This window comes from Brevibacterium sp. K72 (assembly GCF_050562175.1).
GTDB classification, from domain to species: domain Bacteria; phylum Actinomycetota; class Actinomycetes; order Actinomycetales; family Brevibacteriaceae; genus Brevibacterium; species Brevibacterium casei.
On record NZ_CP191582.1, the window covers coordinates 1,262,035 to 1,275,500 of the forward strand.

At 68.7% G+C, this 13,466-nt stretch carries 10 protein-coding genes; 3 read left to right on the forward strand and 7 right to left on the reverse strand.

Annotation, left to right across the window (positions count from 1 at the left end):
• Nucleotides 1-194: 194 nt before the first annotated feature.
• The 7 genes from ACQ1RG_RS05625 to ACQ1RG_RS05655 form a co-directional block, all read right to left on the reverse strand.
• Complete coding sequence (locus ACQ1RG_RS05625; protein WP_430600651.1) at nt 195-1,616, reverse strand: purine-cytosine permease family protein; 1,422 nt, start codon at nt 1,614-1,616, stop codon at nt 195-197.
• 135 nt (nt 1,617-1,751) lie between these two features.
• Nucleotides 1,752-3,320, reverse strand: coding sequence for an aspartate aminotransferase family protein (locus tag ACQ1RG_RS05630; protein WP_415711538.1), 1,569 nt, complete (start codon nt 3,318-3,320; stop codon nt 1,752-1,754).
• 431 nt (nt 3,321-3,751) lie between these two features.
• On the reverse strand, nt 3,752-5,260 hold the full coding sequence (locus ACQ1RG_RS05635) for an aldehyde dehydrogenase (protein WP_430600653.1): 1,509 nt from the start codon (nt 5,258-5,260) through the stop codon (nt 3,752-3,754).
• Between the two features lie 100 nt (nt 5,261-5,360).
• A complete protein-coding gene (locus ACQ1RG_RS05640; RefSeq protein WP_430600654.1) occupies nt 5,361-6,758 on the reverse strand; it encodes an MFS transporter in 1,398 nt (465 codons plus the stop codon).
• A gap of 84 nt (nt 6,759-6,842) precedes the next feature.
• A complete protein-coding gene (locus tag ACQ1RG_RS05645; RefSeq protein ID WP_430600655.1) occupies nt 6,843-8,165 on the reverse strand; it encodes a M20 family metallopeptidase in 1,323 nt (440 codons plus the stop codon).
• Nucleotides 8,162-8,845: a DUF1028 domain-containing protein gene (locus tag ACQ1RG_RS05650; protein WP_430600657.1), complete on the reverse strand. Its 684-nt coding sequence runs from the start codon at nt 8,843-8,845 to the stop codon at nt 8,162-8,164. Before ACQ1RG_RS05650 ends, ACQ1RG_RS05645 begins: the two co-directional genes overlap by 4 nt.
• Nucleotides 8,842-9,345: a RidA family protein gene (locus ACQ1RG_RS05655; RefSeq protein WP_430600658.1), complete on the reverse strand. Its 504-nt coding sequence runs from the start codon at nt 9,343-9,345 to the stop codon at nt 8,842-8,844. Before ACQ1RG_RS05655 ends, ACQ1RG_RS05650 begins: the two co-directional genes overlap by 4 nt.
• Before the next feature lie 123 nt (nt 9,346-9,468).
• Here ACQ1RG_RS05655 and ACQ1RG_RS05660 point away from each other — a divergent pair, with 123 nt between their 5' ends.
• From ACQ1RG_RS05660 to ACQ1RG_RS05670, 3 genes are all read left to right on the forward strand, one after another.
• Nucleotides 9,469-10,389, forward strand: a complete 921-nt coding sequence (locus ACQ1RG_RS05660) for a LysR substrate-binding domain-containing protein (RefSeq protein WP_119297191.1) — start codon at nt 9,469-9,471, stop codon at nt 10,387-10,389.
• Between the two features lie 201 nt (nt 10,390-10,590).
• Nucleotides 10,591-11,967 carry a flavin-containing monooxygenase gene (locus tag ACQ1RG_RS05665; protein ID WP_430600659.1) on the forward strand — a complete coding sequence of 459 codons (1,377 nt, stop codon included), beginning with the start codon at nt 10,591-10,593 and terminating at the stop codon, nt 11,965-11,967.
• Nucleotides 11,964-13,373, forward strand: coding sequence for an aspartate ammonia-lyase (locus ACQ1RG_RS05670; protein WP_430600660.1), 1,410 nt, complete (start codon nt 11,964-11,966; stop codon nt 13,371-13,373). The genes ACQ1RG_RS05665 and ACQ1RG_RS05670 overlap by 4 nt, the downstream gene beginning before the upstream one ends.
• Nucleotides 13,374-13,466: the final 93 nt, after the last annotated feature.

A 13,466-nucleotide genomic window follows, 5' to 3' on the forward strand; every position in this document is an offset into this window, starting at 1 on the left:
GAAAGGAGGCAACCAGCATTTGGAAGCCTGCCGGCCGGGATCCATTGGTATGGACGGCGCTCTGAGTTCGCGGCCAAACTGTTCCGCCTCATAGCCAAGCATTGAAAGGGTCGGGCAGCTCGTCTGCGTAGACGACCCGCCCGACCAAGGAAGTGCTGGCGTTCACCTCCGACGACTGTTTCCTATGCTCCTCCCTACGCCCCGTCAAGCACTGGCGCAGCCTCCTGAGAATCCGAACGCCCGCGCCTGGCCCGCGACCGTGACAGTGCGAGGTAGACGATCGCCGTGACGACGAAGCCGACGAGCCACGCGATGTCGATGTTCTGCAGCGGTGCCGCGAGTGGCCCGGTGAAGAGCGGGGTGATCATGAACGGCACCTGCGCGGCCAACCCGATCGCATAGCTCGAGAGCCCGACCGCGTTCCACTTCCCGTACCGGCCGCCGTCGGGGGCGAAGAGATCGTCGACGTGGTAGTCGCCCTTCTGGACGATGAAGTAGTCGGCGAGGTTGATGGCCGACCACGGGATGAGCACGTAGAGCAGCAGCGTGAGGAAGCTTTCGAACGTCGCCATGAAGTCGCCCTGGCCGAGGATCGCGATGAGCGTCGCCCCCGCCCCGCACACGATCGTCGCCCACACGCGCGTCCCCGCGGTGATCCTCGCCTTGAAGTTCGACTGCATGACGGTGAGCGCATTCATCACCGCCGAGTAGAGCTCCACCCCGTTGATGAGCGCCGAGCTGATCGCGAAGATGATGAGGACGACCATGCCGACGGCGCCGAGGTGCTCGCCGAGGGCCGCAAGCGGGTTCTCCGGGTTCGCCGCCCCGAGCAGGACGCCGAGGGACATGACGAACACCGAGCTGACGACGAGACCGAGGTACGTGCTCCAGAACGCCGTCTTCGGCCCCGTCTTCTGCGGCAGGTACCGCGAGTAGTCGGAGACGTACGGGGCGTAGGCGAGCTGCCAGACGATGCCGATCGCGAGCATCGCGAAGAACCCTTCGGCGTTGAACGCCGCCTCGGCGTTGCGCGAGGTGACGTCGGGCTGCATCCAGAAGAGCACCATCGACACCGCGACCGTGCCGCCGATGAGGATCGACAGCCACACCATCGTCTTCTGCAGCAGGTCGTAGCCGACCGCGCACAGGCCGACGACGATGACTGCGAAGGCGATGATCGCCGTCGTCCCGTCGAAGTCGGGGAAGACCGCGAGCAGCGAGTCCTTCGCGACGATGAGGATGGATGCGAAGAAGCCGATGAACATGACGAAGGCGATGAGCGCGAAGAGGCTCGCACCCATGTACCCGAACTGCGCCCGGGCCTGGAGCATCTGCGGGATCCCGAGGTGCGGGCCCTGCGAGGCGTGGAGCGCCGACCCGAATGCGCCGATGACGTTGCCGATGAGGATCGCGGTGATGCTCCACCCGACCGGCAGGTTGTACGCGCCCGAGGCGACGGCACCGGTGACGACGGTCAGCGGCATCATGTTGAGGCTGACCCAGATCGCGAAGATCGACCAGTTCGTCCCGGTCCGCTCCGTCTCGGGGATCGGCATGATGTGCTGCTGTTCGAAGCGTACGAACGTCTTCGACTCGGAATGGGAATGGTGGGACATGAGTTCCTCTCCTTTGAGTGACTCTCACGGTGATCGGCAGAAGTCCGGCGCCGAGGTGGCCCTGGCCTTCCGCTGACCCCGACCGGGTGCTCGGGGTGGGACCCGAACCCCCGGTCGGGTTCGATGCGGACCGGGTCAGAGACCGGCGCGCTCGGTGGCCAGGGTGAACGCCCGGTCGAGGAGACCGGCGAGTTCGTCGATGTCGGGTGCGGTCATCACCAGCGGCGGCGAGACCTGGACCAACGGATTGCCTTCGGCGTCGATGGCGACACGGGCGATGAGCCCCACCTCGGCGAGGGCCGGGTTGAGGTGCCCGTTGACGAAGTCACCGGCACCGATGACCTCATCCGTCCACCGCTTCGCGGCCTGGTCGGTGACGAGTTCGAAGGTGCGGTGGAACCCGTCGCCGCGCAGATCCCCGACGATCGCGGAGTGCCGGGCGGCCACCTCGGCGAGCTTCTCACCGAGGTACGGGCTGAGCCGGGCGACGTTTTCGACGACGCCCTCACGCTCCATGATCTCGATGTTCTTCAGCGCCGCGGCGCACGCGACCGGGTGCCCGCCGTAGGTGAGGGCGTGGTTGTACATGCCGAGCGGGCCGTCGAGGACGGTCTCGATGACGCGGTCGCTTGCGATGAGGCCGCCGAGCGGCATGTACGCCGAGGCGATGCCCTTGGCGAAGGTGATCATGTCCGGCTGGAAGCCGTAGTGGTCGGAGCCGAACCACGAGCCCAGGCGGCCGTAGCCGGTGATGACCTCGTCGGCGATGAGGAGGATGCCGTACTTGTCGCAGAGTTCGCGCACGCCCTGGAAGTAGCCGGTGGGCGGGGTGAGGCTGCCGCCGGCGTTCTGCAGCGGTTCCATGATGATCGCCGCGATCGTGTCCGCGCCCTCCTGGACGATGAGGGATTCGAGTTCGCCGAGGAGGAACGCCGTGAACTCCTTCTCCGTCTCGGCGTCGGGGCGGCGGTAGCGCTTCGTGTTGTGGGTGTGGCGGACGCCGTTCATGAGAGGTTCGAACATCTTGCGGACGTCGGTCATGCCGTTGAGCGACATCGCTCCGAAGCTCGTGCCGTGGTAGGCGACGCGGCGGGCGAGGAACTTGTACCGCGAGGACTCGCCGCGGGTGATGTGGTACTGGCGGGCGAGCTTGATCGCCGCCTCGTTCGACTCGCCGCCGCCGGAGGCGAAGAAGACGCGGTTGAGGTCACCGGGGGCCAGCGACGCGATCTTCTGCGCGAGCCGAGCGGCCGGGGGATGGGCGACCGACCACGTCGTCTGGTAGGGCAGGGCCGCCATCTGCTCGCGGACCGCGTCGCCGACCTCGGCGCCGTGGGTGTAGCCGAGCTGGACGCAGAAGAGACCGGCGAGGCCGTCGAAGAAGCGGGTGCCGTTCTCGTCGAAGACCGAGCAGTGCTCGCCGCGGACGAAGATCGGCAGCTCGGCGTCGCGGTACTTCGCCGCGGGGGTGAAGTTCATGACGAGGTGGCGCTTGGCGATCTCGGCGAGGTTCTCGGTGGGGGTGTCGGAGAGGGTCGCGGCGGCGTTCGCGGTGGCTGCCGGTGCGGTCGCCGGGGCTTCGGTGGCCCGGGCATCGGTGGCGGGCGCTGCCGAGGACGTCGGTGCGCCGGCGGCGTCGTTGCCGGCCGACGCTGCCGGGGCTGCCGTGTCGTCCGGCGTGGTCAGCGTGCTGTCGAGTGTCATGGTGGGTCCTTTCGAGCGGTGGTGCTCAACTGCGGGGTGGTGCACGTTCGGTGGTGGTTCGGTGTCGGTGGTTCGACGTCAGCGGTGGTGTGTGGTCAGGGTCCGAGTCTGCGGCGGTTCGTGGTCTGCGGTACGGCCTCTGCGACTCCGTGTCTGCGAGTGGTGGCCGCGACTGCCGAGCCGGGGAAGCAGTGATCGAGGTGGTGTGGATCACCTTGTCCATTCATGCTTTCACCCACCGGCCCATAAGTGAAATAGTTTCTCGTTCTCAAGTGCATCTGAAAAACAGATGGTTGGGAGCGTGGACGCGGCGGCATGCCCGGGCGCCGCATTGTCAGCACGGCGAACCCGCACCAGCACGGTCTATGCGCCGTGCTGGTGCGGGTTCACCGTGCTGGAGCGTGCGCAGCGTCGGGGCCGACAGGCGCCCCTCACCCCCACTGCAGCCAGGTGGTCTTGAGATCCGTGTAGTTCTCGAGCGCGTGGATCGAGAGGTCACGGCCGAAACCGGACTGCTTGAAGCCGCCGAAGGGCGTCGTGAAGCCGAGCGCGTCGACGGTGTTGACCGAGACCGTGCCCGCGACGAGGCGGGAGGCCACCCGGTGGGCGCGGGCCATGCTGCCGGTCCACAGTGCCGCGGCGAGACCGTACGGGGTCTTGTTCGCCTTCGCGATCGCCTCGTCCTCGGAGTCGAACGGGGTGACGAGGGCGACGGGCCCGAAGATCTCGTGCTCGTGGAGCCGGTGGTCGGCGGGCAGGCCGGTGACGACGGTCGGGGTGATGAACGTCGTCATCCCGTTGATCGCCGGGCGCTCGCCGCCGGCGACGATCGTCCCATCGGCGCGCGCTTGCTCGACGCACTCCCACACCTCCTCGGCGTGCCTCTCGGAGACGAGCGAGCCGATCGCGGTGTCCGGATCGAGCGGATCGCCGGGCTGGTACGACTCCGCGGCGCGGGTGAGGAGGCTGACGAACTCGTCGTAGACGGGATGTTCGACGAAGATCCGCGAGGTCGCCGAGCACACTTCGCCCTGGTTGTAGAACGCCCCGAACGCCGCCTTCTGCGCGGCGACCTCGAGATAGTCGGTGTCGGCGAAGATGACGTTTGCGCTCTTGCCGCCGGCTTCGAGGGCGAGGCGCTTCATATTCGACTCCCCGGCGTAGACCTGGAGCTGCTTGGCCACGGCGGTGGAGCCGGTGAACGCGAGCATGTCGACGTCCATGTGCCGGCCCAACGCCGTGCCGACGACCGAGCCGCGACCGGGCACGACGTTGAGCACACCGGCCGGCAGACCGGCTTCGACGGCGAGCTCGGCGAGGAGCAGCGTCGAGTGCGAGGCCTCGACCGGAGGCTTGACGACGAGGGAGTTGCCGGCCGCCAGGGCGGGCGCGATCTTCCACGTCGCGATCTCGAGCGGGTAGTTCCACGGCACGATGACGCCGATGACACCGAGCGGTTCGCGGGTGACGAGGGCCGTCGATCCGCTCGGGGTCGCCGGTATCTCGTCGGAGACCTTCTCGATCGCCTCGCCGTAGAACCGGAAGAGGGCGGCCGCTCCGGGGGCGTCGATCGTCGAGGACTCGCCGATCGGCTTGCCCATGTCCAGGGTGTCGAGGAGCGCGAACTCGTCGGCCCGGGCCTCGATGAGATCGGCGAGGCGCAGGAGCACCTCCCGCCGGTCCGTCGCCGAGGCCCTCGACCAGCTTCCGTCGTCGTAGGCCCGGCGGGCGCTTGCCACCGCACGGTCGACGTCGGCGCCATCGCCGAGGTGGAGGGTCGAGATGACCTCGCCGGTCGCCGGGTTCGTCTTCGCGTGGGTCTGCCCGGACTGGGCGTCGACGCGCGCGCCGTCGATGACGGGCCGCCCGTCGAAGGTGAGCGCGGCCGCCTTCGTCCGCCACTCCTCGGCGGCGGGGGTGCGGGTGAGTGTGTCGGTCATGGTGGTGCTCCTTCGTGTGTTCCGTGGCTTCGACGCGGTGAGCCGACAATTACGCGGTGTGCAGACCGCGTTTTTGTCGGATCACCGCGTTGGTGGGTCTTCAGTCGGTCGCCGAGGCGGTCTTCGCCTCGGCGGCGGTCGACTCGGGGTGGTGGGTGGTTGGGTCGTCGGTGTCCGTGAGCTTGTCTGAGTCCTTGAGGAGGTCGACGCCGCGGGTCTCAGGGATCGAGGCGACCGTGACGATGCCGATGACTCCGACGACGGCGAGGAAGAATCCAGGGCTGAGCGTGCTGCCGGTGCGGTCGATGAGCCACGTGAGCGCATACGGGGCGGTGCCGGCGAAGAGCGCCGCAGTGATGGCGTAGGCGATCGAGAGACCGGTCTGTCGGGTCCGCGTCGGGAATAGCTCGACGACGGTGGCGGCATGCGTGCCGAGGATGATCGCGAGGATGAAGGCGAGCCCGAAGGTCGATGCGAATGCCGCCCAGTCGCTGCGCACGCCCATGAGCATGAACAACGGCACAGAGAGGACGGTGAGTGCGACGGCCGCGGTCATGAGCACAGGTTTGCGTCCCCACCGGTCCGACGCGATGCCGGCGAGCGGGACGATGATGAGTCCGAGCGCCGAGGCCAGGGTCGAGAGGAGAGCGGCGCGTCCGGCGTCGAAGCCGAGGCTCGTCTCCTGGTAGGTGAGCAGGTAGACGAGGACGACGTAGAACGTCACGTTCATGAAGATCTCCATCCCGCAGGTCTGGATGAATTCCTTCGGGTTGCGTTTGAAGACCTCGCGCAGAGGGGACTGGGCGACGGTCTCCATCTTCTGCAGTGCCTCGAACTCAGGGGTGTCCTCGATCTTCCTGCGGATGTAGAGGCCGACGAAGCCGAGCGGCACGGTGATGAGGAACGGAATCCGCCATCCCCATTCGGTGATCTGCTCCGGGGTGAGCGCCACGTTGAGGAGGTAGACGGCGAACGAGGCGAGGAGGAACCCGAGAAGCGAGCCGAATTCGAGCCAGCTGCAGCCGAAGCCTCGGCGGTTCCGTGGTGAGAACTCACCGAGGAACGCCGCGGCGCTTCCGAACTCGCCGCCCGCCGCCAGTCCTTGGACGATGCGGGTGAGGATGAGGAGGATCGGGGCGAGCACCCCGATCGTCTGGTAGGTCGGAAGGATACCGAGGACGAGCGTCGACACCGCCATCGAGAGGATGACGACGGAGAGCGTGAGCTTCCGTCCGAGCTTGTCGCCGAGGCGGCCGAAGAGGATCGCTCCGAGCGGACGGACGAGGAACGAGACGGCGAAGACCGCGAAGGTCGCGAGCAGCCCTGCCGTCCTGTCCGATTCGGGGAAGAAGATCGCGGCGATCGTCGTCGCCATGTACGCGTAGACGGCCCAGTCGAACCAGTGCACGAGGACACCGATCGATCCGGCGACGATGCTCTTCTGCAGACCCTTCTTCTGGGTCAGGGCAGAGCTGTGGACGGGTGTTGTGCCAGTCATGTCGATGTCCTCCATTGGAATCGGTGGTGGCTTCGACGCGGTGAGCCGACAGTTACGCGGTATGCAGACCGCGTTTTTGTCGGTTCACCGCGTCGGTGGGTTCAGGCCTGTCGCGGCGTCGAGGTCGCAGGTGCGTGTGGCGGTGAGTTCAGATGTGCCGCGGGCGGCGGCGACGTCGGCGGCCGTCCATGCCAGGGCGGTGGCACCGTCGACGAGCGCCTTCTCCGCGAGCGGCCCGACGCAGGCGTCGGCGAATGCGGCCTGGTGGTTGCTCGCCGCGCCGCCGACGCCGATGTAGGGGTGGATGGCGTCGACGACCTGGGAGACGTTGCCCATGTCCGTCGACGCGCGGTTCATCTTCGCCTCGGCGGGGTCGACGTCGAAGGACCGACCGAGCGCCGAGGCGTTCGCCCGGTAGGCCTCGAGCGCGACCTCATCGGTGCGCATCTCCGCGTACCGACGGCTCTCGGGGGTGATCGTCAGTCTCGCGCCGCTGGCCAGGGCCCCGGCCTCGAAGCAGTCGATGACCCGCTGCTCGACGGCGAGGAGCTCCTCGGTCGTCTCCGCCCGCACATACCAGCGGCCCTCGGTCTTCTCGGGGATCGCATTGGGCGCCTCCCCGCCGTTCGTCATCACGCCGTGGACGCGCACGCTCGGCGGCAGCTGCTGTCGGAGCAGGCCGATCGCCGTCTGCGCGATAAGGAACGCATCGTTGGCATTGACGCCGCGCTCGGGATACGCCGCGGCATGCGCGGCCCGACCGGTGTACTCGACGTGCCAGTGGGCGACCGCGAACGGCCGCGCCTCGGCGACGTCGACGGGGGCGGGATGGGCCATGAGGGCGAAGTCGAGTTCGGTGAACGCTCCGCGGTCGAGCAGCTCGATCTTCCCGCCGCCGCCCTCCTCGGCGGGAGTGCCGATGACCTCGACCGTGAGGCCGAGCTCGTCGGCGACGGCGGCGAGTCCGATCGCCCCGCCGACGCTCATTGCGGCGATGAGGTTGTGCCCGCACGCGTGCCCGAGCCCGGGCAGCGCGTCGTACTCGGCGAGGAACCCGACCGTGAACTCCCCGGTGCCGAACGTCGCCCGCAGGGCGGTCTCGAACCCGAGATAGGGGCGTTCGACGGCGAACCCGTGGGCGGTGAGGACGTCGGCCACCGAGGCGGACGACCGGTGCTCCTGCCACCCGAGCTCAGGATCGTCGTGGAGGGAGGTCGAGAGCGCGATGAGGGGCTCGGTCACCTCGGCGATGCGCTCGGCGATCCGCTCCTTGAGCGCAGGGTCCGCGATCCGGATCGGAGGCGACCACGAGGTCCCCGCCGAGGCGGCAGAGGCGGTCGCGAAGCCAGCGGCCTCAGTCGACTGGCCGGGTGTCGCCCCCGAGGACGTGACGGTCGACGGATTCATCGGTCGTCTCCGGGCACGCCGTAGGACGGGGACGCGGCAGGGGCGAGTCCGCGGGTGATGTAGTCCTCGCGTTGGGGCATCCAGATGTCGAGGAGGCGGCCGAGTTCCCCGATCGGGTCGTCCTCGGCCCAGTCGACGCGCAGATCGGTCACCCGCCACCCGGCGTCGCCGACGACGGCAAGTCCCGCGGAGTGGACCGGTCCGGCTTCACCGCCGGCGGCCATCGCCGCCTCGAAGCCGGCGAAGAGTCGCTCCTCGATCCGACCGGTCGCTGCCAGCGCGGTCTTGACGAAGGCGTCGAGGACCTCGAGCGAGGCGAGCATGTTGCCCCCGGCGACCGCGTTGCGTTCCGTGCGGGCGCCGAAGATCCCGAGCGCCTCCGTGCCCGAATGCGCGGCGGTCTGCCCGTTCGCGTCGATGACGAGCAGCTGTCGGTAGGCGATCGTCTCCGGATCACTCGCCGCGACGACGGCGTCGAGCGCCGTCTGCGCAGAGGCCCCGGCGGCCATCTCGGCGACGATCGCCGGACCCAGGCGCGGGTCGGTGATGTTCTGGGAGTTCACGCCGCCGACGCCGTCGGACAGGGTGAGGCAGCGGGCGGCGACGGCCGGAGACGACGACGAGATCGCGGCGCCGAACTCCCCGGTGGCCGGGTCGTGGAGGAGGAGGGAGAAGGTCATCGGGCCACCTCGGCGGGGGAGGGTGCCACCTCGGCGAGGGAGGACTCGGCACGGACAGCACGCGGCGCCTCCCCGGTGTCGGGGTCGCTGATGACGGCGGTCGCGTCGATCTCGACGAGCCACTCGGGGCGGGCGAGGGCCTGGACGACGATGCCCGTCGAGACGGGGAAGACGCCCTGCAGCCATGTGCCCATCGTCCGGTAGACGTCCTCGCGGTAGCGGGGATCGACGATGTAGACGGTGACCTTGACGATGTCCTCGAGCCGGCTGCCCGCCTCGGCGAGGAGCATCGCGATGTTCGCCATCGCCTTCTCCGTCTGTGCGACGACGTCGCCGATGCCCACCGATTTGCGGGTCTCGAGGTCCTGGCCGATCTGCCCGCGGAGGTAGACGACTCCGCCGGCGACGACGGCCTGGCAGAGATCGTTGTCGAGGTTCTGCTCGGGGTACGTGTCCTTCGTGTTGAACATGCGCAGTCGGGTGTGCGTCGGTGCGGTCATCGTCTCTCCTCGTCGAGTGCGGCTGTGCTGACCTCCATTCTGGGAACCCACGCTTCATCTGTGAAATAGTTATTATCTAGACAGCTCATCTGGAAAACAGATGACGACGGCGAGGAGGCCGGTATGGTCCACAGATTCCCGATCACGCTCACGCAGCTGACGTACTTCGTCGAATGCGCGAAGACGCTCAACATGACGACGGCGAGCCAGGAGCTCCACATCGCCCAGTCGGCGGTGTCGACGGCGATCAACCAGCTCGAAAAGGCGCTCGGCGCCCCGCTCTTCGTCCGGCAGCACTCGAAGGGGCTCGTCCTCACCTCGGCGGGGGAGAGCCTGCTCCAGGAGACGCGGCAGATCTTCGGGCTCATCACCGACGCCGTCGAGACGATCCAGGCCGGGCAGAAGGAGGTCCGCGGCACGATCGTCCTCGCGTGCTTCAAGACCATCGCCCCGTTCCTCCTCCCGCAGCTCCTCGGCGCGCTCGAGGCCGAGCATCCCGAGCTCACCGTCGAGGTCGTCGAGGGCGACCACGAGGAGTGCCTCGCCGCCCTGCGCAGCGGGCGCGCCGAGATCGCCCTCAACTACGACCTCACCGAGAACGACGGCATCGCCGCCGAGCGCGTCGGCACGGTCCGCCCGCACCTCATCGTCGGCACCGATCACCGCCTCGCCGGCCGCACCGAGGTCCGCCTGGCCGACCTCGACGACGACCCGCTCGTCCTCCTCGACCTCCCCGACAGCCGCGAGTACTTCCTCAGCATCCTCCGTTCCGGCGGGATCACGCCCCGGGTCAAGCACCGCAGCTCGAGCTACGAGACCGTGCGCTCGATGGTCGCGATGGGGCTCGGCTATTCGATCCTCAACCAGCGCCCGCGGATCGCCGAGACCTACACCGGTGAGCGGACGGTGATCCTCGAGATCGCCGACCCCGCCCCGAGCCTCCACGTCGTCACCTCGACGCTCTCCCGCTCGGGGACGACGGCGAAGGCGCAGGCCGTCACCGCCGCTGCCCGGTCGATCCTCGCCGAGGCGGCCCCGGAGTAGGCGACCATCATCCCCTGAAACGATGGGGATTCGACCATTGCATCTGCCCAGTAGATGCAGTGGTCCGTCAACGACTATTGGCATCGGCACTCTGGCCTGCGGTTTGCTGGAAAGGCGAAGGGCGACGACGACGTTCGGCCCGGACAGCAACGACGCACACCCCGCACCCGTCACCGGATGCGGGCCGGAGAAAGGGCACCCATGCCTCAGAGAGCCGCAGAAACCACAGAGGTCGTCATCGTCGGCGGCGGACAAGCCGGAATCGCGATGAGCGAGCACCTCCAGTCCCAGGGCGTCCCCCACATCGTCCTCGAACGCGACCGCGTCGCCGAGGCATGGCGGACCCGCCGCTGGGACTCCCTCGTCGCCAACGGCCCCGCCTGGCACGACCGGTTCCCCACCCAGGAGTTCGAGGACACCGACCCCGAGGCGTTCGCGACGAAAACCGCGGTCGCCGACTACTTCCAGACCCTCGTCGACCGCAAACGCCTGCCGGTGCGCACCGGGGTCACGGTCACCTCGGTGAAGGCGCTCGACGGAGCGCCCGGCTACCGCGTCGAGACCGACACCGGGACGATCGACGCGGACTACGTCGTCGCCGCCACCGGACCGTTCCAGGTGCCCAACGTCCCCGCGATCATCCCCGCCGAGGCGGGTCTCACCCAGCTGCACTCAAACGCGTACAAGAACCCCGAGCAGCTCGACGACGGTGGGGTCCTCGTCGTCGGTGCCGGCTCCTCCGGGGTCCAGATCGCCGCCGAGATCCAGGCCTCGGGCCGGAAGGTCCACCTCGCCGTCGGACCCCACGACCGGCCGCCGCGCTCCTACCGCGGCCGGGACTTCTGCTGGTGGCTCGGAGCGCTCGGCCTCTGGGACCTCGCGGCGCCGCCGGTCGGAGCCGACCATGTGACGATCGCCGTCAGCGGTGCCCGCGGCGGCCACACCGTCGACTTCCGCGACCTCGAGGCCTCAGGAATCACCCTGCTCGGACGGGCGAACGGCTTCTCGGATGGAACTCTCTTCGTCGGCGACGACCTCGGCGAGAACATCGCCCGCGGGGACGAGAACTACCTCTCCCTGCTCCGGGCCGCCGATGATTTTATCGAGCGCAACGGCCTCGACTTGCCGGAGGAGCCCGAAGCACACGAACTCGGGCCCGACCCCGAGGGTGTGCGGAATCCGATCCGCGAACTCGACCTCGCCGAGGCGGGTGTGCGCACGGTGATCTGGGCGACCGGGTTCGGCGTCGACTACACGTGGCTCGACGTGCCCGGGGTCCTCGACGAGCGCGGTTACCCCGTCCAGCAGCGCGGCGTCACCCCGGTGCCCGGGGTCTACTTCCTCGGCCTGCCGTGGCTGTCCAGGAGGGGCTCGAGCTTCATCTGGGGTGTCTGGCACGACGCGAAGTACCTCGCCGACCAGATCGGGATCCAGCGGATGTACCGCGACTTTACGCCGACGGCCTCCGACCGGGCGGTCAACGACGGTGCGGCTGACGAGGGTGCGGCCGCCGGTCTCCCCGGCACGACCCGCCCCGGTGAGTCCGCGACCGCGGAACTGCTCGAGGCGGCGGGATGACCGCCCGCCTCGGCGAAGGCGCCACCCGCACCGAGACCGATGCGCTCGGCAGCCTCGAGATCCCCGCCGACGCCTACTGGGGCGTCCACACGGCACGGGCGATGGAGAACTTTCCCATCGCCGCCCGCCCGATCTCCGTCTACCCGGAGTTCGTCCGCGCCTTCGCCTGCGTCAAGCAGGCCGCCGCACGGGCGAACCTCGAGATCGGCGCCCTCGACGCGGAGCGCTCAGGCCTCATCGACGCTGCGTGCGAGGAGATCAAGGCAGGTGAGCTCCTCGATGAGTTCACGGTCGGGGTCGTCCAGGGCGGGGCCGGGACCTCGACGAACATGAACGTCAACGAGGTGGTCACGAACCGCGCCCTCGAAATCGGCGGGTGGGAGAAGGGCGACTACGCGCACCTCAACCCCAACGATCACACGAACCGCAGCCAGTCGACGAACGACACCTACCCGACGGCGGTGAAGATCGCGCTCGCCTTCTCGCTCACGTCGCTGACCCGCGAACTCAGCCTCCTCGCCGAGGCGTTCGCGGCCAAGGGTGCCGAGTTCGCGCACATCGTCAAGGTCGGGCGCACCCAGCTCCAGGACGCCGTGCCGATGACGCTCGGGCAGGAGTTCACGGCCTTCGCCGTGACCCTGCGGGAGGAGATCGACCGGCTCGACGAGGCGGTCGGCCTCCTCGGCGAGGTGAATATGGGGGCGACGGCGATCGGGACGGGGATCAACGCCCCGGTCGGCTACCGGGACGCGGTCATCCGGCACCTGCGCACGGTCACTGGACTCGACCTCGTCACGGCCGGTGACCTCGTCGAGTCGACGAGTGACACGGGGGCGTTCGTGACGTTCTCGGCCGCACTCAAACGCAGCGCCCTCAAGCTCTCGAAGATCGCCGGTGATCTGCGGCTGCTCTCCTCGGGTCCGCAGGCCGGCCTCGGCGAGATCGGCCTGCCGCCGCGGCAGGCCGGGTCGTCGATCATGCCGGGCAAGGTCAATCCGGTCATCCCCGAGGCGGTCACACAGGTCGCGTTCGCCGTGGCCGGGGCCGATGTCACGGTGTCGATGGCCGTCGAGGCGGGGCAGCTGCAGCTCAACGCGTTCGAGCCGATCATCGCGCACTCCCTGTTCCAATCGATCACGTGGCTCGAACGCGCGTGCCGGACGTTCCGGGTCAACTGCGTCGAGGGGATCACCGCGAACGAGGCCAGGCTCGCCGACACCGTCGCCCGGTCGGTCACCGTCATCACCGCGCTCGCCCCGGTCATCGGCTATGCCTCGGCGGCCGCCCTCGCGAAGGAGGCGCTCACCGGCGATGCCCGGGTCGCCGATCTCGTCGAGAGTCGCGGTCTGCTCGAGTTCGGTGAGATCGATGCGCTGCTCACTCCGTCACGGCTGACAGGGGTGTGAACCGGGCCCTCGCCCGGCAGGGCGGGTTGGCTACCGATCCGAGGGGCGAGGGTCTCGTTCGCCGAGGCGGTTCACCGTATGCTGGTCACCTGC

Bases quoted from the DNA above. Each gene is read 5' to 3' on its own strand.
- ACQ1RG_RS05625 (WP_430600651.1), bottom strand. From the start codon at position 1,616: ATGTCCCACCATTCCCATTCCGAGTCGAAGACGTTCGTACGCTTCGAA.
- ACQ1RG_RS05630 (WP_415711538.1), bottom strand. From the start codon at position 3,320: ATGACACTCGACAGCACGCTGACCACGCCGGACGACACGGCAGCCCCG.
- ACQ1RG_RS05635 (WP_430600653.1), bottom strand. From the start codon at position 5,260: ATGACCGACACACTCACCCGCACCCCCGCCGCCGAGGAGTGGCGGACG.
- ACQ1RG_RS05640 (WP_430600654.1), bottom strand. From the start codon at position 6,758: ATGACTGGCACAACACCCGTCCACAGCTCTGCCCTGACCCAGAAGAAG.
- ACQ1RG_RS05645 (WP_430600655.1), bottom strand. From the start codon at position 8,165: ATGAATCCGTCGACCGTCACGTCCTCGGGGGCGACACCCGGCCAGTCG.
- ACQ1RG_RS05650 (WP_430600657.1), bottom strand. From the start codon at position 8,845: ATGACCTTCTCCCTCCTCCTCCACGACCCGGCCACCGGGGAGTTCGGC.
- ACQ1RG_RS05655 (WP_430600658.1), bottom strand. From the start codon at position 9,345: ATGACCGCACCGACGCACACCCGACTGCGCATGTTCAACACGAAGGAC.
- ACQ1RG_RS05660 (WP_119297191.1), top strand. From the start codon at position 9,469: ATGGTCCACAGATTCCCGATCACGCTCACGCAGCTGACGTACTTCGTC.
- ACQ1RG_RS05665 (WP_430600659.1), top strand. From the start codon at position 10,591: ATGCCTCAGAGAGCCGCAGAAACCACAGAGGTCGTCATCGTCGGCGGC.
- ACQ1RG_RS05670 (WP_430600660.1), top strand. From the start codon at position 11,964: ATGACCGCCCGCCTCGGCGAAGGCGCCACCCGCACCGAGACCGATGCG.